The 19,286-nt window shown below is 60.4% G+C and carries 13 protein-coding genes; 4 read left to right on the top strand and 9 right to left on the bottom strand.

Features of this window, described 5'->3' with window-relative positions:
- The first annotated feature begins 455 nt into the window (after positions 1 to 455).
- The 3 genes from SAZ10_RS24260 to SAZ10_RS24250 are packed head-to-tail and all read left to right on the top strand — an operon-like array spanning position 456 to position 4,080.
- Complete coding sequence (locus tag SAZ10_RS24260; protein ID WP_318611964.1) at positions 456 to 1,652, top strand: ABC-three component system protein; 1,197 nt, start codon at positions 456 to 458, stop codon at positions 1,650 to 1,652.
- Entirely contained in the window at positions 1,649 to 2,137 is a 489-nt protein-coding gene (locus tag SAZ10_RS24255; RefSeq protein ID WP_318611963.1) for a three component ABC system middle component, read from the top strand. The genes SAZ10_RS24260 and SAZ10_RS24255 overlap by 4 nt, the downstream gene beginning before the upstream one ends.
- Complete coding sequence (locus SAZ10_RS24250; protein WP_318611962.1) at positions 2,134 to 4,080, top strand: DUF3732 domain-containing protein; 1,947 nt, start codon at positions 2,134 to 2,136, stop codon at positions 4,078 to 4,080. Before SAZ10_RS24255 ends, SAZ10_RS24250 begins: the two co-directional genes overlap by 4 nt.
- 136 nt (positions 4,081 to 4,216) lie before the next feature.
- On the opposite strand, the gene SAZ10_RS24245 is transcribed toward SAZ10_RS24250, so the two are convergent.
- From SAZ10_RS24245 to SAZ10_RS24210, 8 genes are all read right to left on the bottom strand, one after another.
- A complete protein-coding gene (locus SAZ10_RS24245) occupies positions 4,217 to 6,172 on the bottom strand; it encodes a hypothetical protein (RefSeq protein WP_318611961.1) in 1,956 nt (651 codons plus the stop codon).
- Positions 6,173 to 6,412: 240 nt separating this feature from the next.
- The gene (locus tag SAZ10_RS24240; protein WP_318611960.1) at positions 6,413 to 7,342 is read right to left on the bottom strand and encodes a hypothetical protein; all 930 of its coding nucleotides are present in this window, start codon (positions 7,340 to 7,342) and stop codon (positions 6,413 to 6,415) included.
- Positions 7,339 to 8,202, bottom strand: coding sequence for an ion channel (locus SAZ10_RS24235; RefSeq protein WP_318611959.1), 864 nt, complete (start codon positions 8,200 to 8,202; stop codon positions 7,339 to 7,341). The genes SAZ10_RS24240 and SAZ10_RS24235 overlap by 4 nt, the downstream gene beginning before the upstream one ends.
- A gap of 418 nt (positions 8,203 to 8,620) precedes the next feature.
- Entirely contained in the window at positions 8,621 to 10,288 is a 1,668-nt protein-coding gene (locus tag SAZ10_RS24230) for an ABC transporter ATP-binding protein (protein ID WP_318611958.1), read from the bottom strand.
- An 8-nt stretch (positions 10,289 to 10,296) separates the two neighbouring features.
- Positions 10,297 to 11,439 (bottom strand): ABC transporter permease, encoded by a 1,143-nt coding sequence (locus tag SAZ10_RS24225; protein WP_412535290.1) that lies wholly within the window; start codon positions 11,437 to 11,439, stop codon positions 10,297 to 10,299.
- Entirely contained in the window at positions 11,436 to 12,446 is a 1,011-nt protein-coding gene (locus tag SAZ10_RS24220) for an ABC transporter permease (RefSeq protein WP_318611957.1), read from the bottom strand. The genes SAZ10_RS24225 and SAZ10_RS24220 overlap by 4 nt, the downstream gene beginning before the upstream one ends.
- A gap of 376 nt (positions 12,447 to 12,822) precedes the next feature.
- The gene (locus SAZ10_RS24215) at positions 12,823 to 14,913 is read right to left on the bottom strand and encodes an ABC transporter substrate-binding protein (RefSeq protein ID WP_318611956.1); all 2,091 of its coding nucleotides are present in this window, start codon (positions 14,911 to 14,913) and stop codon (positions 12,823 to 12,825) included.
- A 111-nt stretch (positions 14,914 to 15,024) separates the two neighbouring features.
- On the bottom strand, positions 15,025 to 16,494 hold the full coding sequence (locus SAZ10_RS24210; RefSeq protein WP_318611955.1) for an alpha-glucosidase/alpha-galactosidase: 1,470 nt from the start codon (positions 16,492 to 16,494) through the stop codon (positions 15,025 to 15,027).
- A gap of 236 nt (positions 16,495 to 16,730) precedes the next feature.
- Here SAZ10_RS24210 and SAZ10_RS24205 point away from each other — a divergent pair, with 236 nt between their 5' ends.
- On the top strand, positions 16,731 to 17,591 hold the full coding sequence (locus SAZ10_RS24205) for an AraC family transcriptional regulator (protein ID WP_318611954.1): 861 nt from the start codon (positions 16,731 to 16,733) through the stop codon (positions 17,589 to 17,591).
- 297 nt (positions 17,592 to 17,888) lie between these two features.
- On the opposite strand, the gene lpdA is transcribed toward SAZ10_RS24205, so the two are convergent.
- Positions 17,889 to 19,286, bottom strand: a complete 1,398-nt coding sequence (gene lpdA, locus SAZ10_RS24200) for a dihydrolipoyl dehydrogenase (protein ID WP_318611953.1) — start codon at positions 19,284 to 19,286, stop codon at positions 17,889 to 17,891.

Below are 19,286 nucleotides of genomic sequence, written 5' to 3'. Positions count from 1 at the left end.
GCAGGCGTTGCGGGCGCCTATCTCTCGATCGCCTTTACGCAGTGGGGGCCGAGAATATGAACGCCAGCAACGGCTGGTTATCGCTGGGCTCGTCGTCTTCGCGACGTGGTGGCCGCTATGTGTACTTATCGGTGCCTGGCCGTTCGGTGTCATGTCGGTCCAGCAGCTCTAGGCCAAGGCGCTCGGGCTGGGCAGTGCCGTCCTATCTTCTAGCTATGCTACCCTACCCCGCGACGATCGTCGTTCTCGTCACCATCTCGCAGAAGAGGCAGACGCTTGGCGCAGCACTTTCCGGTATCGCTTGCCCCAAGCCGGCCTGCCGGCACGTTGAGTGGGGAATGTCACGGCTCGAATATTGATTCTCAAAGACTTCGATATATGAATATCGTGCTGTATGACTCTTTGGGGGGAGCCGTTGCTTATCGCATCCTATTTTTCAATGCCTCGCATATGGCATGCCTGAGTCCGGCTCACCCTTCTCGGCTGCAGAGCAGGGGCTCGGTTACATTTTCCAACCCAGATTTGCTCTGCTACGGGTCTTAGAACTTCCCGAGGACTGCGTCGTTTATATTGAACGAAACGACGACGTCGAGTTCGTGGCTGGAGACGGTGGAATCTCGCTCGCCTCCCTCAAACACAAAGCGCCCGGCGACCGTCTTTCCGATTTGTCGACCGACTTCTGGAAGTCCGTGCGCATCTGGTTGACTCACTACAAGGCCACAGGCAGAGCCACATCTAAGGCACAATTCTTGCTGTTCACCACTGCAGCCATTTCTACGGGCTCTTTTCTAGAGCAGTTCGCCGGCACAGACGCCGATGGTGGCGCAAGGGCGAAAGATGCTTCGGCCGCATTGGCAATGACTGAGTCGAGAGAGATTGCCAAGGTGAAGAGCGACCTTGCGGACCTGAGTGCCGAAGAGGCGATCGACTTCTATGCTCGCATTACGATATTCCCAAACACGCCGCGGATAGGCGACATTCCTGGCCTTATCAACCGCCGCCTAGTAACCGTGAGGCGCGAGTCACGACAGGATCTTTTCGAAAGACTTGAGGGATGGTGGCTCGACCTAGTTATCCAGCTATTAACCGGCGAGCGTAAGGAGCCGATCAAGGTTCAAGAGGTGACTGACAAGCTGGCGGTCCTCGCCGACGACTACAAGGTCGACAATCTACCGATCACATTCGGTGACCGGCTCCCGGAAGGCGGTGTCGACGCCTACAACGATCCGCGTCGCTTCGTGGAGCAGTTGCGTGTGCTGAACTTGTCGGCCGAGCGAATCCGGTTCGCCATCATCGACTACTACCGGGCGTTCGAGCAACGCTCCAGCTGGGCACGTGCCAACCTTCTGGTGTCGGATGAAATTGAGAAATATGAGGACAAGCTGGTGGATGAGTGGTCCCGCTACCGGGAATTCGTCTGTGAGAACATCACGGACGAAAGCAAGGAGGACGCATGCATCCAGGCTGGCAGAGAGCTCTACAAGTGGGCGGAGCAATCGACCGGCCAATTGAGAATCCGCGAACGTGTTGCCGAACCCTACATCGTTCGCGGCACATTCCACATCCTCGCCAACGGCACCCCGACGCCTAGGGTTCATTGGCATCCTCGCTTCCTGCAGCGCTTGGCTGAGATCCTCGAGGTTGCGGCATGAGGCAGTGGGTCGACCGCCCGATAGAGATACGGAACCTCTTCAACCCGGCCTTCTGCGGGCTTGTCCTCTTCCGCGCGTTGGCGGGGTTTCACTCCCGCGACGCAAAGGGGATGCCGTTCTCGCTTTCGCTCCTAGTTCTGCCGCTGTGCTTACAGCAAAGCTCGAGGGAAATTCTGCAACGCGGAAACAGAAGCTACTTCCTGAAGGTGGTGGCCGATCATCCAGAGCTGCTGGTGGGCTTCTGCAAGCGCTGCACGGATGTTCTACCATTCACCTTCGAAGCTCTAGGGCTGCTGATGCACCTCGATACACTCGTGGTAAGCCCAGACGGGCGATTGCTTCCTGGGCGGGCGGGGGTTCGCAAGACCATCAGCGGCAGCGACGAATCAAAGGCGTGCCAACGGGTGGCGGCCTTTCTGGGTAAGGAGTTCGCGCAGATCGCAGACAGAGGCACAATCTACACGACGTTGGGCATCCGGCCATGAAGATCAAATCGGTCCACATCTACAGCAATGACGGCCGTCGCCGCGACGTGGCATTCCACGATGGGCTGAATATTATCACCGGCCGCTCTTCAACCGGAAAGTCGGCGCTATCCGACATCATCGAGTACTGCATGGGTCGTTCGACCTTCAATGTTCCAGAAGGCGTCATCCTCGACCGCGTGATCTGGTTCGCGGTGATCTACCGTTTCGATGGCGAAGAAGTGCTCGTAGCGAAGCCCGCACCGGCCCCGGGTGCCCAGAGCTTGAGCATGGCGATGGTGCGACGCGGAGCAGTGGTCGAGGCGCCTGCCTTCTCGGAGCTTAGTATTAACGATAGCGATGAGGGCGTTGTTGCGCTTCTCACCCAATTACTTGGCATTCCGGAGAACACCACTGATGTCCCAATCGACAGCAGCCGGGTGAGCTTCGACGCCAATGTGAAGCATACCTTCTACTACCTGTTCCAGAAACAAGGGCTCGTCACGAACAAGGACCAGTTATTCTATCGTCAGAACGAGACCGGGCAGCCCCAAGCAATCAAGGATACATTGCCTATCCTGCTAGGCGTCTCTGGAAAGGACAAGTTCACTCTTGAATCGCAGCTGCGTTACGTCCAACGAGAGCTCCGTCTCAATGCCAAGCTGCTCCAGCAAGCTAGAGAGGGGATCGACAACTCCGAGGAACGGGCCATCGGGCTTCTTTCGGAGGCGCGTGCGGTGGAGATTTCGCTCGGCGACAGCGATGTGCCAGTCATTGCGCTTCTTCGCAGGGCATTGGACTGGAGACCAACACCGGTGCCGGAGGACGATGGATCGCGAGTTTCGCGTATCGAGGACGAATTGCTCGAACTCAGAGAACGGCGTCGTGAGATTCAACGCCTTATTGAAGGTGCTCAGCAATTCGCCAAACGCGCAGAAGGCTTTGAGACGGAGGCAAGCGCGCAGCGCGAACGCCTGAACTCGATAAAGGCGCTGCCATTCGATGAGGCCACGGGCGAGTGGCAATGGCCTTTCGCCCAGGCCAACCTTGGGATGGATGGGACGATCGCGCAAGCGCTTCTAGGTGAGTTGGAGGCCCTCGACACCGAGCTGACGGCGGTCACCGGCGAACGGCCGGCATTGGCTGCCTACTTGACTGATCAGCAGAAGGTCTTGACCGACATCGGGGACCAGATACGGAGCAAGGAAGTCGAACTGTCCTCAGCCATTGCCGCCAGCGAGGTGGCCACGCAGTTGGGCAACAGGAACAACGCAGCATCACGCGTCGTGGGACGTATCAGTCTGTTCCTGGAGAATCTGGTGCCGAACACCGAGCTACTAAGGCTTCAGGCCGAAGAGCGACGACTGAAGGCCCGGGTTGCAGATCTCGAAGAACGGTTAGGCACTGACGATTCAGATACGCGCCTCGTCTCTACGCTGAGCAACATCGCGATGCATATGTCGGGCTATATCCATGACCTTGGTGGCGAATTCGCCGAGTATCCCGCTCGGCTCGATCTTCACAATCTGACCGTCGTCATCGATCGACCCGGGCGGCCAGTTTATATGAATCGAACCGGCGGCGGCGAGAACCATTTGGCCTATCACTTGGCTGCGTTGCTTGCCCTTCATCGATTCGCGGCGACGTACCATCATCCCATTCCACGATTCATCCTGATCGACCAGCCGACCCAGGTCTACTTTCCCTCCGAGAGTGCCTATGCTGCCGCCGGTGGCTCCATCGAGCAAACAGAAAGCCAGGAGGACGCGGATCTCGAAGCAGTCCGGCGGCTATTCGAGACGCTGCGGCGCTTCACTACTGAGGATGCCCCGGGTTTCCAGCTCATCGTGACGGAGCACGCCAATCTGAGAGAGGACTGGTTTCAGGCGGCGCTGGTCGAGGAGCCGTGGACGAAGCCGCCTGCATTGGTGCCCGAGGAATGGCCTGACATACCGCTTGCCTAGAACGCGCGAATTGTGCGTCGGAGCGGTTATTCAGCAAGGAGTGAAAGCACCGGTTTTCAGAGATTTAAGGCAGCCGAAGCCTAGGCGCTTTGTCCGCGAACACCTGCTCCGGCGCCGGCTCGCGGCCTTCAATTGACTAGACCCGGGCAATCCGCTCATCAAGCCACTGCAGGGCCCGCCGATGCATTGCAATGTCGCTCGGCTCGAGCTGCCTAGCGTGTGCATCGGGTCGATCGTTCACAATCTCTGCATTTCGGTTAAAGAGGCTTTTGTCGCCGAAAACACGTTCGAAGAGAATCCAATGTTTGTTGATGATTGCGACCAGTTCAAGCCAGTATAACTTTTCAGCAATCAGATCCAGATTGAACGGCTCGAGCTCAGCGCGCCGCTTCTCATTGACTGCGGCGAGTAATGTCGCTTTGGCAGTTGCGCCGTCCTTCGAAGAGAGGGCGGAAACACGAAGGAAGTTGATCACAATGGACCGTAGAGAGCGCTCCATCATGTTTCTTCGATAAGATATTGCCGCAAGCTCCTCAGCCCACTCACTGATAAGAGACCGCGCTTCGCCCCCCCGCTGAGCGGGCGATTCGTCGATTACTGGCTGCTCTTCCGCGATCATCATGAGCGCCATACGCATCATAGTGCCCGAGATTGCGCCATTGGCGGCGGCGATGCCGTAGCGTGTCAACGTTCGTCGCAGGTTGGGTGCTAGAGCACGTCCATCCTCCAGGAGGGACAGAGCGGGCCCCCTGAGCTCCGGATAAACCCGGAACAAATGCTGGAGTGCTACCTTTGCCAGGGCGGCGCCTTCGTCCCTGCCGAAGTCTTCCAACATCGTTGAGACTGTGCCAACTGACAGCGTGATTGGCCGCGCAGCGATCTCGATCTTTCCGTGCAACGAGGAACACGTCTTGCGGATCCAGAAGGGCATGTCCGAGCAGAAAGATGAGATTGCCTCTAAGGCATCCTCCTCGAACCGCAGCCCAGCCATCGCTCCAATGTTCTTGATCATCGCATTCGCTGCGCCACGAGGAAGAGGACTCAGGTACTCTTCCGGAATAAAGGCGAGTGCGGCATTCTCGACGCCATCGATGGATTCAACTGAAAACCAGCGGCTTGAGACCCCACTGACCAGCAACGATACTTTTCGCTCCGTACGGGCGGCCGCGTGGTATGCCGCGCGGACATTACGCCAGAACTCCACAAATCCGTGGCGCCATTGCAGGGCACTCCCGTTGCTAGGAGTGATGTAGTCGATCTCATCAAACGCCAAAATGACGGGGATATCGAACTGCTCCAGCACCGCCTGGAAACGGTTAGTCGCCTCCGCTGTTGTGCCCGCAAAAGGCGTGGCATTCACCTCGGCGTAGCTTTGTCCACTCTCCCGAAGGCCGCGTAGGGACTGCTCAATCGAATAGAGCAGCCCCGCAGCATCCAGATTAAAAACATCATCGCGCTGGCAGTCGATAAACAGCGTGGCAGCGTCGTAGCCGTTCTTTATCTCCGCGAGCACTCTATGAAGTATAGACGTCTTACCGATCTTACGGATGCCGAAACAAGAGCGGATGTGCCCGAGTTGCAGCTTCCGGGCCAGTTCTTGGGCTTCCGTACGCCGACCAAAAAATTGTGCGTCGCTAGCCACCGGTCCGGTGACGTCGAACGGGTCGTGCGTGAAGAACTCATAGGAGAGAAGCCGCTCCAGTTCTTGGCCGCGCGGCAAAATGCCGGTGGACGTGTAAATTGGAATGATGCCGAGCCCGTTTTCGCGTCCCCAGCGCTTCAGCTTGGCATTTCCGCGTCCATCTTGGTGGATGATTACACATAGCGTTGACTCAAGTCTTCCGTCCGACTCATTGATAATGCGACGGGCAAATCGGACCGATCTAGCCTGCTGATCGGCATAGGTATTCCCCAAGATCAAGATCTCCCGCTCGATTCCGAGGATATTTTGAACGCGTTTCGATCCGCGCCCAAAGAGAACAAAGTATTCGCCTGTTTCGAACTGGCGTATGGCCTCATAGGTAATGACAAAGAGCTGCGACAGCGCAGATCCGGTCTCAGCTGACATTTTCTCTAGTTCATATTTTGCCAAGTCAGTCCCCCCAAGCTCAGACCCAAGCGTGCTAACGTAGACGAGGGATGGGGAAAAAAACAAGAACCAGCGGTACCTCTTCGAAGTCGCATACGTGAGCGGATATTTGCGCGGACTAGCCATTGAAGGTCACTGAGTGAACGGTAGAGAAGAGTCGGATCACGACCTTCTCTCAACGGTTAGACTAACCCGACGTTCGGGCTTAAGCCGAAGCCGCAAATCCCACTTCTAAAGATATTGTCAGCCGACGAGCACCTGGCAACGGCACTCCGTCAATGCCGTGAGTTTATCGCGTAGCGCGGGCGCCCGCCTCGCGCTTAAGTTCGCATAGACGCGGGGATCGCGGACCCAGCCATTCAGCGCAGCCAGCGCCGGGTCATCGAACGTCCCGCCTAAAAGAAAACGCGCCGCGAGCATTCGCTTTTCCAGATCGCGCAGTATTATGTAGGAAGGAGCGCCGACGGGTGGCGCTGGCGCCGCGAGCACCTCTTCGGCCGACACGATACGCAAGTTTGCAGGGAAATGATCCCTGGGCAAACCTGCGAGCGCGGCGCGCACCTTCTGCCGGACGACGCCGATGGTGCCCGTGTGGTCACCGCGGTAGAGAGACTTCAGAAAGCGCAACTGCCGCAGGTCCGCGACGCCACGGGCGTCGAGCATTCCCTCTTCGTATAGGGCTTCCAGGATCCGATCATACGCAAACACGTACTTTCCACGTCCAGCAAGCCAGAGGACGCCGAAATTACGGACGGTCACATAGAGGACGTCGGCGGCCCAGAGCTCGAAGAGAGACCCAGCCGGAACGGTTGCAATCAGCGACGCGAGCCGCGCATTGTCCTTTAGTTCTGGCTCGTATCCATCCTTCGGGCAGAAGGTGGCGAGCAAAGCAGCGAGGCGTCCGTCCCGATCCGCTGAGATAGACGCCTCCAGTCGCAAGTGCTGGATGAACAGCGCTCCCCGGCCAGCCAGATTCTCAAGCTTGCGAAAAGTGTAGGATGCGACCGACAGACCGTCGGCCTTGAGCGCGGCCGCACGGGCACGTAGCACCTCAAGGTCGTCGTCGACAATCAGGAAGTCACGATCACTGAGTCCATCCGTGTCCCCACGCGCGCATGACCCGAAGGCGGCCTCAGAGGCCGCATGGAGAGCGGTCTCCTTCGCCGACATCATCGTAGGAACCTCTTCACCAGCACAGAGGTGAAGATTGAGAGCCAACCTATCGCTGCCAATGCCTCAAAGACGGTCAGCAGCTTTGCAAACGCTCCATCGGGCACGACCGATGAGAAGCCCAAAACCGTGAGGACCGAGAATGAATAGTAAATGCTGTCTACGAGCGAAGTGTGGACCGGGCGTTCCCCATTGACCAACAGGTCACCACCGATAACAAGGTGGTTGACGACCGAGATGGCCAGAAAGCCTATGATCGTCACGACAGATAGACGGACCGGCTTGTAGCCATAGCCCGCAAGCAAATCGTAGATCAGGCTCTTGAGCCGGCCCCACTCACCTGGAAGCCGGTCTACGTGCTTTTTCCTGATGTCCCAGCTAAGCTGGTAGCGCTTCCAGCGTCGAAATTCGATATCCGCGTCTGCATAGAACGCGTCTTGTCGCTCGTTGGCGTAGTTGGACAGTAACGCTTGATAAACCGAGACGCCTACGTTGGCGGCGTCAACTCGGTAGCGCCGATCAAGCCGGATGGTCCGAGGATCGAGATAGCACTGCTCGAATTTGGCCTTCCACATGTTGCAGTTGATGAAGTTGCACTTGTGGAACTCGACTTCTCGAAACCGGCTGGCGATAAAAATACAATCTTCGAAGGTGCACTGGGTGAACGTGAGTTGGACTAGTTCCATGTTCGATATTGAGCAGTTCCTGAATATTACTCCCTTGATCTGTTTGCGTGGCTCGTACCAACTGTCGCCACGAAATAGGACATTGGAAACCTCGTCACCAGGCGACATCGGGGGCATCTGTGCCCCCTTCTCATGGAGAGTCGGCGTTCCATCCAGCTTGAAGAAGTTCGTAAGCATCGAGCGCAGAAAGCCTCAACTCAGGAGCGCTGTCTAGGGGTAGGACTTCGCGCTGTACTAGAAGATTCATCGCCGATGGACGTAGCGCAAGTCTTGCGAAAAGCAGCTATCCGGCTCGCCTGGAACCTACCGCTCCGCTCTCGGCCCCCTTTGTGACATTCGGAGACCAGTATGGGGAGGACAGCATCTGTGGCGCGACCAAGTCGTTGCGTCAGCCACACGCGGCAGCAGTTCGCCCGTCTGCTCACAATTCGCCTTGAGGTAACCGCTTCCCAGGGAGGATCCAAGGCCGCGGCTGGCCGCGCGTTGATCCTCCCCGTTTACGGGGAAGGGGGACCACGCGAAGCGTTGTGGAGAGGGCGATTCCACCTATCCTCAACTACCACGAGGCGGCATAATCCGGTCGTAACCCCACCGCTCACGCAGCTATATCAAACGCTGCCTTGACGAGCCGCTGCGTATAGGCGGTCCGCGGATTGGAGAGGACTTCCGAGACCGGGCCCTCTTCGACAATCCTGCCGTGCTCCATCACCATCACGCGATGGCAGAGCGCCCGCACCACCTTCAGGTCGTGGGAAATGAAGAGGTAGCTCAGCCCGCGCTCGTCCTGCAGCTTGCGCAGGAGATCGATGATTTGCGCCTGGACCGACAGGTCGAGCGCGGAGGTGGGTTCGTCGAGCAGAATGAATTCCGGCTCGAGCGCGATCGCTCTTGCGATTGCGATGCGCTGGCGCTGCCCGCCGGAGAACTCGTGAGGAAAGCGCGACAGGATATTTGTGGGGAGGCCGGCGTCGATCAGGGCCTGGCGTACGCGATCGACGCGTTCCCGTGCGGTCGCGCCGATATTGTTGACGATCAGGCCCTCTTCGATGATCTGGCGGACCGACATGCGCGGGTTCAGCGAGGCGAAGGGGTCCTGGAACACGACCTGCATGCGCGAGCGCAGCGGTTGCATAGCCTTGCGGTCCTTGCCATGAATTGCTTCGCCGTTGAAGAAAATCTCGCCACCCTGATTGTCGATGAGCCTGAGCAGCGCCTGGCCGAAGGTGGTCTTTCCGGAGCCGCTCTCGCCGACAAGGCCAAGCGTCTCATGCCGCTTGACGTTGAGATCGAGATTGTCGACGGCCGTCAGCTCGAAATAGTCCGGATTGAAGAAGCCGCCGCGCTTGAGGGTGTAGGCCACCTTCACCTTACGGCCCTCGACCATGATCGGGCTGTTGTCGGCAATGGGCTTCGCAGAGCCCTTCGGCTCCGAAGCGAGGAGGCGCCTGGTGTAGGGGTGCTGCGGGTTGGCGAACAGCGCCTCCGTCGCGTTGTGCTCCTGCACCACCCCGTCCTGCATCACATAGACGTATTCGGAGAACTGGCGAACGATCGTCAGGTCATGGGTGATCAGGATCACCGCCATGCCGTATTTGTCCTTCAGGTCCTTGATGAGGTTGAGGATCTGCGCCTGCACGGTGACATCGAGCGCGGTGGTCGGCTCGTCGGCGATCAGGATGTCCGGCCGATTGGCGAGTGCCATCGCGATCATCACGCGCTGGCGCTGGCCGCCCGAAAGCTGATGCGGATATTGCCGGAGCCGTGCCGCCGGCTCGGGAATCTGCACTTCCTCGAGGAGCTGCCGCGCGCGTTCCGTCGCCGCGCGGCGAGAGATGCGGCTGTGCAGATGCAGCGCCTCGCAAATCTGCTGGCCGATCGTATAGACCGGGTTGAGCGACGACATCGGCTCCTGGAAGATCATGGACACCTTGGCTCCGCGCAGATTGCGCATTGCCCCCTCGCTCATCGAGACGATCTCCTTGCCGTCGAGCTTGATGCTGGTGCCGGGCTTGATCGTGGCCCGCCTCGACAGGAGCCGCATCACGGTGCGCGCGGTGACGGATTTGCCTGAGCCGCTCTCGCCCACCAGCGCAATGGTCTCGCCCTTGTGGAGCTGGAAAGAAACGTCGCGCACAGCGTTCACGATCCCGCCCTCGACCTTGAAGTCGACCGCGATGTTGCGCGCGTCGAGGATGAGCTTGCGACCGTGCTTGCCGAGATCGTGCCGCTCGGGCGGAGCGAAGCCGTTGGTGCGGTCGAGCATCGCTTCCCTCAATACGGATCGACGGCGTCGCGCAGGCCGTCGCCAAGCGCATTGAATGCGAAGACGGTCACGAGCACGAAAACCACTGGCGACAGGATCCAGGGGTAGGAGCCGATCACCGAGAAGTTCGACGTGTCCTGCAGCATCAGGCCCCATGAGATGAGGGGCGGCTTCACGGCAAAGCCCAGGAATCCTAGAAAGCTTTCCAGCAGCACCACCGTCGGGATGGCGAGCGTGACGGCGACGATTACGTGGCTCAGCACATTTGGCAGGATGTGGCGCAGGATGATGCGACGGTCGCTCGCCCCGACGGCCATCGCAGCCCGGACATAGTCGACACGCGCAAGCGCCAGCGTCTTGCCGCGCACCTCGCGCGAAAGCTGTGCCCAGCCCAGCGCGGCGAGCACGATGACCACGAAGGCAAGGAACACGTTCGACGACGTGGTCGCGGGTATGAGCGAAGCGAGCGCCAGGTAGAGCGGCAGCTGCGGAAACGCCAGCACCAGTTCCACGAAGCGCTGCAGCCATGTGTCCGTTCGTCCGCCGAGATAGCCTGAGGTGATGCCGACCAGCGTGCCGACCATTGTCGTGATGGTGACCACGACGAGGGCGATGGCCAGCGAGATGCGCGAGCCGACGATGCCGCGCGAGAGGATGTCGCGGCCGAACTTGTCGGTGCCGAGGAAGTGGACCGGCTTGCCCTCGAGCGAGCCGAAGAAGCGCAAGCCGGTGGGTATGAGCCCGAACAGCCGGTAGGGCTTGCCCTCAGCAAAGAAGCCGAGCCGGATCGGATTGTTCAGGTCTGGCCCGGTGATCGGCTGGAACGTGACCGGATCAAATTCGCCGGTCTCCCCGATCGGATAAGCATAGGGGATGAGCGAGAAGCTGCCGTCGGGCGCGAAGAAGCTGACGTGGTCCGGCGGTGCAAAGGCAAGTCCCGCCTCCTTCGGGTCAAGGGGCGCAAAAAAATCGGCGAACACCGCCACGATCACCAGCAACGCCACCAGTACGAGCCCGACCATGCCGCTGATCGAGCGGCGGAAACGGCGCCAGACCAGGCGCGAATAGCTCTCCTCGCCATGGCCCAAGCGGGTGACCTTTGGCGCTTCCGGCGCGGTCTGCTCGGTTGGGATGGGAAGGGTCTCGCTCATCGGCTCGCCCCTCCGAGCCGGATGCGCGGGTCAAGCAGCGCAAGCAGCACGTCGGCGATGATATTGCCTATGATGAGAGTGGCGGCCAGCACCAGCATGAAGGTGGCAGTAACATAGACATCCCCGCGGTTCATCGAACCGACGATGGCCGGGCCGACCGTGGCGAGCGAGAAGACGATAGCCACCTCGATCTCGCCGGTCAGCATATAGGGCAGCACCACACCCTGGTAGGCGACCAGCGGGTGCAGCGCATTGGGCACCGCATGCTTCAGCACGACCGCGCCCGCCGACAGGCCCTTCGCCCGTGCCGTCTCGACATACTGGGCGTTCAGCGTGTCGAGGAGGTTCGCGCGCATGACGCGCATGTTGTAGGCGAGCCCGCCGAAGGTGGCGATCGCCACGACCGGCCAGACATGTTTGACGAGATCTACGAACTTGTCCCACGACCACGGCGCACCGCCGTAGCGCGGCGAGAAGAAGGCGCCGAGCTCCTGCACGTTCAGCCTGAAGGCGAGGATGTAGAGGATGATCAACGCCAGCAGAAATCGCGGGATCGTCATGCCCAAGAAGGATACGAACGAAAGCGCCGTATCCACCCAGCTATACTGACGCGTGGCGGCTATGATGCCGAGCGAAATTCCGAAGACCGATGCCAGTATGTGGCAGGTGAGCGCCAGCAGGATCGTGCGCGGCAGGCGCTCGGCGACGACGTCGGCGACAGGCTTGTTGTAATAAAAGCTGTGCCCGAAATCGCCACGTGTCAGAATGCCGGTGATCCAGCGGAAATATTGCACCGGGATAGGCGCATCGAAGCCCTGCTGCTTGCGCCAGGCCTCTGCCTGGGCCTCGGCCACCTCAATATTGGCTCCGCCCTGGTTGATGAGCTGGGATTTGATGTAGTCGCCATAATCGCCCGGCGGCGCCTGGATGATCGCGAACGTCACCACGCTCAGCACGAATAGAATTGGCACCGCCGAGAGAATGCGTGTGATCAGGAAGCGCAGCATGTTTTCTCCTCGCCCGTGATTTGCGGCTGAGTCGAATTATGCTGCCCGGCAGGTCGGCTTCCCTGCGCACCTCCCTCAAGAGGAAGGGCAATTGCATATAGAAATTCTGACAGCGGCGCCGCGCGTCGCACCCCCACCCCTAACCCCTCCCCACAAGGGGGAGGGGGACTTTGCGTCATTGCCGTCTCGCGCCAAGCCTCCGAGGTTGTGGTTAAAGGCGCAACGCTGGTGACCCCCTCCCCCTTGTGGGGAGGGATACAGGGTGGGGGTGAGATGCCGGCCGCACCCGATGCAGATTTCATACGCTATAGCCCTGTCTCAAAGGGGAGATCGGCTGTCGCGAGGGAGCCGAAGCCCCCTCGCCCCTATCATACTTTTACTTCATCGGACCTTTGTCGCCAGGCTTGCCAGGCAAGGTCTCGGCGAAGAGCTCGTAATCCTTCTGCTTGTCCTTCGGCACATAGACCCGCTCCCGGATGATCGAGTCCTCGGCCCAGTTGAACAGGAAGATCGGAGTGCCGAGAGGGATGTTGGCGAAACGCTTGTTTACGATGAGGGCGCCAGGATACTGCGTCAGGCCGATCCCCCACAGGTTCTCGGTGTAGAGCTTCTGGTACTTCTTCATCAGCTCCTTGCGCTCGTTGCTGTCCCTGCTCGCGGTGAAGGCATTGACGGTCTTCACCATGTCTTCCTCGAAGGGAAGCAGGTCGAGCGTGCCGTCGGTGCCTGCGCGGCGTGTCCAGGTCGATTGCGGACCAATAGGCGCCAGCCGCTCGGTGAACTTGAGCGCAGTCGCAAGTTCCTCCGAGTTACGCCATACGGCCCAATCGAACTTGCCACCCTGCAGGAGAGCCTGATCCGTGTTGGAATTCTGCACGTCCAGCACCACGCGCAGGCCGATACGCTCCATCATGGCAATGATGCCCTCGGCAAGGCTCTTGTCCGTCTGGTAATCGCCATTGATCAGGAGGACGATCTGCACATCCTGGCCACCCACGCCGGGCGTGTCGGCGGGAAAGTTGACGATGCCGTTGCCGTCCGTGTCTTTAAGGCCGGCTTTCTCCAACTCGGCCTTCGCCGTCTCCACCGAGTATGGATAATACACTGTGGAAGCCTTGTCGTAGTAAGCCGAGCCCGCGTAGAGCCCGCCCGGATAGATCGCCGTGAACGGCCCCTTCACCAAGGCCTCGCCCAGCCGCTGACGGTCGAGCGCGTAAGTAATTGCCTTGCGGAAGTCGAGGTTGCGGTTGAGCTGCCGTATCGCCTCGGCGCGCTTATCCGGGCTACCCCAGCCATTGGCCGAAAGGTTCGGATAGAGCGTGTAGCCGATCGTGCGCGCGCCGAAGGCAAGCCTCGCCGGCGCATTCGGGTCGGCCGCTTTCTTCAACGACTCGACATAGTTTTCCGGCTGCTCGAGGTTGGAAAAGTCGCCTGTGCCGGCGACGGCCTGCACGTCCCGGTCGGCCCAGGTCGACAGCTTGTAGTGAACCTCATTGAGATAAGGGAGCTGGTTACCCTTGTCGTCGACCTTCCAATAATAGGGATTGCGGCGCAGCACGATGATGTCGTCGGGCCGGTATTCGACCGGCACCCAGGCGCCCATAACCGGCCAGTTCATATATTCCGGCGGGAACGCGTTCTTGAACTGGTCGTACGTCATATCTTTGTTGTACTTGGGATGCTTGGGCTTCAGCATATGCGCCGGCCCCGGGCAGAAGGTCCCATATGCCATCTGGTAAAGGAACTGCTCTGGGAAGGCGTCCTTGAAGGTCCAGCGGATCGTGTACTTGTCGAGCGCCTCGAGCTTCGTGTCCTTGCCGCCGAACGTGTCAGGCGTGGCGCCGTTGAGAGGCGAGACATTCGGATCGACCACGGCGTCGTCCCAATAGAACATCACGTCCTCGGACGTGAACGGCACGCCGTCCGACCACTTCGCACCCTCGACCAAGTGCATTATGAGCTGGTGGCCATCCTTGGACCACTCCCAGCTCTTGGCAAGGTTCGGCATCGGCTTGAGCTCGTCGGCCTTGACCTCGAAAAGCGGGCCGAGGCGGGTCAGGCACTCCATCATTCCGATGTCGATGCCGCCCCAGCCCTGGCTCTGGCCGGCAATGTAGTTCCAACCTTCCGGCCGCCCGCCGATCACATGGCGCATGACATCGCCATAGACGCCGACGCCATCGGGCATATTCCCCGACTTGAAGACCAGAGGCTCCTTGGGCAAACGCTCTGACAGGGGCGGCAGCTTGCCCGCCTTGACGAACTTCTCGGTCACCCAGTCGGGCTCCTGATATTGCGGCAGCGCCCGGTATTCCATGATATCTGAAATGCCCACGAAGACAGGCTGACTCTGCGCCGGAAACTTCGGCGGATCCGGCGGCGTGGTCGGCTCCTGCGCAAAGGCTTGTGCAGCAAGCGCCGAAATGCCGACAAGCAGAGCAGCGGCTCTGAGGCCGTGACTGGTCATCTTTCCGTTCTCCCTTTCGTTCGGCCACCCCCATCAGAGGTGACGCTCCTCCTCTATTGCCATGCGTCGCATGGGATCGATGGCGTAAGCATGCGCCCTCCCGGCGCCAGCTTAGCCGGCCAAACGCTTCTTTGCCTCCTTTTCCGCGCGCAGTTCTTCGATTGAGCGCACCTCGCGGCGTGCCACGCCTTTCCAGTCGCGTGTCTTGACCTTGGGATCGGCTAGCCTTTCCTTCGCGCCTGCGACCGCATGTGCATATTGCGGCAGCCATTCAGCCTGGGCGACGATCATCTCGTCGACCATCTGCCAGACTTCCTCAGGCGTGCAGACCGCGCCGACCAGTGGGTCATGCAGGACCGCGAGCTTCAGGAGATCCAGATCGCCTGCGATCGCGGCGTGGACTGACATGCGCTGGACATTGATCGAAGAAATACAGGTCGCCGCGCAGGCTTCCGGCAGCGTGATGCCCGCCACCATGTTGATGCCGAAGCGATCGACGAAGCCCGGCGACTCGATGATCGCGTCCTCAGGCAGGTTGGTGATGACGCCCTTGTTCTTGACATTGAAGTGGCCGCGATAGACGCGGCCGGTCTCGAGCGCCTCGAGGATATGGCTCGCATGCTCGCTGGAACGGCGAGCCGGATCGATTGGCTTACCGGCATCCGCCAGGAACTGAGGGAACTCGGTCTCGAACCAGTTCCGCGTCTCGGTCGAGTAGCGCAGGTACCCGCCAGTCTCGCCGTGGATCCAGTCCGACATGTCGATCCATCTGGTAATCTCGTCCGGCCGCTTGCGATACCAGGGAAGGTATTCGGACAGATGCCCGTTGCTTTCGGTCGAGTAGACGCCAAAGCGCTTGAGGACGTCGATGCGGAGCTTCTCCTGCTTCGAATAGACCGGGTGGGCCTCGAAAGCCGCGACCAGCTCGTCCTTGCCGATCTTGCGCCCCTTTACGCGAACATCGATGAACCATGTCTGGTGGTTGATGCCGGAGCAGACATAGTCGAGCTCGCCAGGCCCCGCGTCAAGGATTTCGGCGATCTGCTCCGCCCCGTGTTGTACGCCGTGGCAGAGGCCGACGGTGTCGACCCTACCGTATTCGATCGCCGCCCAGGTGTTCATGGCCATCGGATTGGCGTAGTTCAGGAACTTCGCGCCAGTCTCCGCGACCTCGCGAATATCCCTGCAGAAATCGAGGATGACCGGAATGTTGCGCTGTCCATAAAGGATGCCGCCTGCGCAGATCGTATCGCCGACGCACTGGTCGACGCCGTATTTCAGCGGGATGCGGATGTCGTCGGCGTAGGCGCCCAAGCCTCCGACACGCACGCAGCTGATCACGTATCGGGCGCCTTCCAGGGCCTTGCGGCGGTCCGTCGTGGCGGTCACCCTGGTCGGCAGCCCGTTCGCCTCGACGATCCGATCGAGGATCGTCTTGATCATGCCGAGATTGTGTTCGCTCGTATCCGTCAGCGCGAATTCCGTTTCAGCGAATTCAGGCACGCAGAGAATGTCGGTAAAGAGCTTCTTGGTGAAGCCGACACTGCCGGCGCCAATGATCGCGATTTTGAAGCTGCCCATACGCTCCTCTCGATGAATACCTGCCGACTTCCAGCGTTCGGGTAAAATCAGGTCACGTGCCGGCTGAGCTGCTCGGCATGGCGCTTGATCCAATCTCCCGGTCCATGGCCCTAATCTTCGGCCTCTTGCTACCTTGCGGAGGGGCATTATGCGTGGAATGTTCCGCCCGACTAGAGAGGTATTATGCTTTGACGGGTAATTCTGTGCTCAAGCGGTTGATCGCAGGCGGCCAAGTGATGAAGACCGTCTCGCTGCCCCGCGGGCGGCAGCGACTGCACACCATGCCGACCAGCACCGGCCATGAGATCCGCACCGACCCCAGCTACGACTGGGACGGGCGCAAGCGCGGGCAGACGCCCTTCACGGTGCTCCAGCACACCATCTCGGGCGCCGGCAATCTGCGCTACGAGAACCGCACCTTTCGGCTGCAAGAGGGCGACACCATGCTGGTGCTGGTGCCGCACAATCATCGCTATTGGGTCGAGCCGGGCGGACGATGGGAATTCTTCTGGATCTCGATGAATGGCGAGGAGGCGCTACGCATCCATCGAGCGATCCTGGCGGTCGCCGGGCCTGTTCTGAGGCTACAGCCGCACACGATCGAGCACCTCGCCGATTGCAGCCTGCGCCTGATGGCAGGCGGCGCCGAAACGCCCGGCCGCGCCTCGGCCATCGCCTATGAAGCGGCGATGGCGCTCTATGACGACGTGTTCGGCTCGCATCCGGTGCTCAGCCAGGAATATCGGACGATGCAGCACGTGATCGATCACATCGTGGGCAATCTGGAGCGTCCATTGCCGGTCGAAGAACTGGCCAAGGTCGCCGGCCTCAGCCGCGCGCATTTCTCGCGGATGTTCGCGGCCAGCGAAGGCATGTCGCCGGCCGCATTCGTTCTACAGAAGCGGCTACAGCGCGCCGTCAGCCTGCTCACCAGAGCCGTCGGCCTGCCGGTCAAGGAAGTTGCGATCATGTCGGGCTTCGAGGACCCGAACTATTTCGCCAAGGTTTTCCGCCGCGTTTTCGGTGCGAGCCCGACCGAGTTTCGCACGACGGGCATGTACGCGAGTGTGGACAGGGGGCAGCAGGGGGAGAGGTAAGATGGCATCTCCCGGCAGTGCAAGATATTGACCGTCGGCGCCGCCCCTCATCGCCCTGCCGGGCACTTCTCCCCGTAGAACGGGGAGAAGGACGCCGGCCGCATTGAAGGCGCTCATTCTGCAACGTCGGCTATTGGCGAAATCAAAATGGCAGTCGTGCCTCTCCCCGTTTACGGGGAGAGGATGGCGGCAGCCAGGTGAGGGGCAGCGCCAACGGTCAACCTTACAGCCCTTGGATATCCCCTCCCCGGCCGCCGATCTCCAACTTCTGCGATTTGCGTTGCCACGCCCAGTCCCTCATATATGCACCGCATGCCCCAGCGCCCGCATGGCAGCCTCGTGGAAAGCCTCGCTCTGCGTCGGGTGTGCGTGGATCGTGCCGGCGATGTCCTCCAGCCGGGCGCCCATCTCGATGGCAAGCGAGAATGCGGCCGAGAATTCGGATACCCCCTGCCCTACCGCCTGGATGCCGAGCACGAGGTGATTGTCGGCGCGCGCCGTGACGCGGATGAACCCCTCTTCGGCGAGCATGGTCATTGCCCGGCCATTGGCCTGGAAGGGAAACAGCGCCGTCAGCACCTCACGGCCGAGAGCCCGCGCTTGCTCCGGCGACAGTCCGGCAGAGACGACTTCCGGATCGGTGAAGCAGACGGCCGGGATCGAGCGCTTGTCCCAGCTGCGCTGATGGCCGGCCACGATCTCGGCAACCATTTCCCCTTGCGCCATCGCGCGATGGGCGAGCATCGGCTCACCGGTCACGTCGCCGATCGCAAAGACGCCGCGCATCGAGGTCCGGCACTGCTCGTCGATGCGGATGAATTTGCCGGACATGTCGAGCACCAGTTCCTCGATACCCCAGCCTTCGGTAAGCGGCTTGCGACCGACCGTCACCAGCACCTTGTCCGCCGGCAGGGCCACCTCCTTGCCATCGGCGGTCTCGACGCGAACCACCTCCATCTTCGGGCCGAGCCCGACAGCTTTTGCTCCGGTCAGCACCTCGACGCCGAGCCCTGCGAGGCGCTTGGCGACCGGGCGCGTCAGCTCGGCATCGTAGAGCGGCAGAATGCGCGGCAATGCCTCGACGACCGTCACCTTGGCGCCAAGCTTGGCGAAAGCGGTACCAAGCTCAAGGCCGATATAGCCCGCGCCGATCACCACCAGTCTTCCCGGCACATCTTGCAGCGCCAGCGCATCGGTGGACGAGATCACCGGTCCGCCGAAGGGCAGCGACGGCAGCTCGACAGGGGCCGAGCCCGTGGCAATCACGACCGTCTCGGCCCGGATGACCTGCAGGCCGGTTTCAGTCGCGACCTCGATCGTCTTGCCGTCGCGAAATGTTGCCCAACCATAGACCGTCTTCACGCCAGCCTTCTTGAACAGGCTCGTTACGCCATTGGTCAGTCGTCCGACGATGTTGTCTTTCCAGGCGACAGTGCGCTTCAGGTCGATCTTCGGGTCGGCAAGAGAGATCCCGAGCGGCGTCTTGCCGGCCGACATGCGAACCACTTTGCCGAATTCGTCCGCAGCATGGATCAGCGCCTTGGATGGGATGCAGCCGACCGTCAGGCAGGTGCCGCCCGGCCTGTCTCTCTCGACGATCACGGTGTCGATGCCGAGCTGACCGGCGCGAATGGCGCAGACATAGCCCCCGGGGCCGGCGCCGACCACGAGCAGCTTGCAGGAAATCTCTTTCAT

The organism is Mesorhizobium sp. BAC0120 (genome assembly GCF_033542235.1).
Taxonomy (GTDB): domain Bacteria; phylum Pseudomonadota; class Alphaproteobacteria; order Rhizobiales; family Rhizobiaceae; genus JAWRCU01.
The sequence above is the reverse complement of the archived record's forward strand: the minus strand, read 5'-3'. Positions and strand labels throughout refer to the sequence as shown.

Bases quoted from the DNA above. Each gene is read 5' to 3' on its own strand.
- SAZ10_RS24260 (WP_318611964.1), top strand. From the start codon at position 456: ATGCCTGAGTCCGGCTCACCCTTCTCGGCTGCAGAGCAGGGGCTCGGT.
- SAZ10_RS24255 (WP_318611963.1), top strand. From the start codon at position 1,649: ATGAGGCAGTGGGTCGACCGCCCGATAGAGATACGGAACCTCTTCAAC.
- SAZ10_RS24250 (WP_318611962.1), top strand. From the start codon at position 2,134: ATGAAGATCAAATCGGTCCACATCTACAGCAATGACGGCCGTCGCCGC.
- SAZ10_RS24240 (WP_318611960.1), bottom strand. From the start codon at position 7,342: ATGATGTCGGCGAAGGAGACCGCTCTCCATGCGGCCTCTGAGGCCGCC.
- SAZ10_RS24235 (WP_318611959.1), bottom strand. From the start codon at position 8,202: ATGCTTACGAACTTCTTCAAGCTGGATGGAACGCCGACTCTCCATGAG.
- SAZ10_RS24230 (WP_318611958.1), bottom strand. From the start codon at position 10,288: ATGCTCGACCGCACCAACGGCTTCGCTCCGCCCGAGCGGCACGATCTC.
- SAZ10_RS24225 (WP_412535290.1), bottom strand. From the start codon at position 11,439: ATGAGCGAGACCCTTCCCATCCCAACCGAGCAGACCGCGCCGGAAGCG.
- SAZ10_RS24220 (WP_318611957.1), bottom strand. From the start codon at position 12,446: ATGCTGCGCTTCCTGATCACACGCATTCTCTCGGCGGTGCCAATTCTA.
- SAZ10_RS24215 (WP_318611956.1), bottom strand. From the start codon at position 14,913: ATGACCAGTCACGGCCTCAGAGCCGCTGCTCTGCTTGTCGGCATTTCG.
- SAZ10_RS24210 (WP_318611955.1), bottom strand. From the start codon at position 16,494: ATGGGCAGCTTCAAAATCGCGATCATTGGCGCCGGCAGTGTCGGCTTC.
- SAZ10_RS24205 (WP_318611954.1), top strand. From the start codon at position 16,731: ATGAAGACCGTCTCGCTGCCCCGCGGGCGGCAGCGACTGCACACCATG.
- lpdA (WP_318611953.1), bottom strand. From the start codon at position 19,286: ATGAAAGAGATTTCCTGCAAGCTGCTCGTGGTCGGCGCCGGCCCCGGG.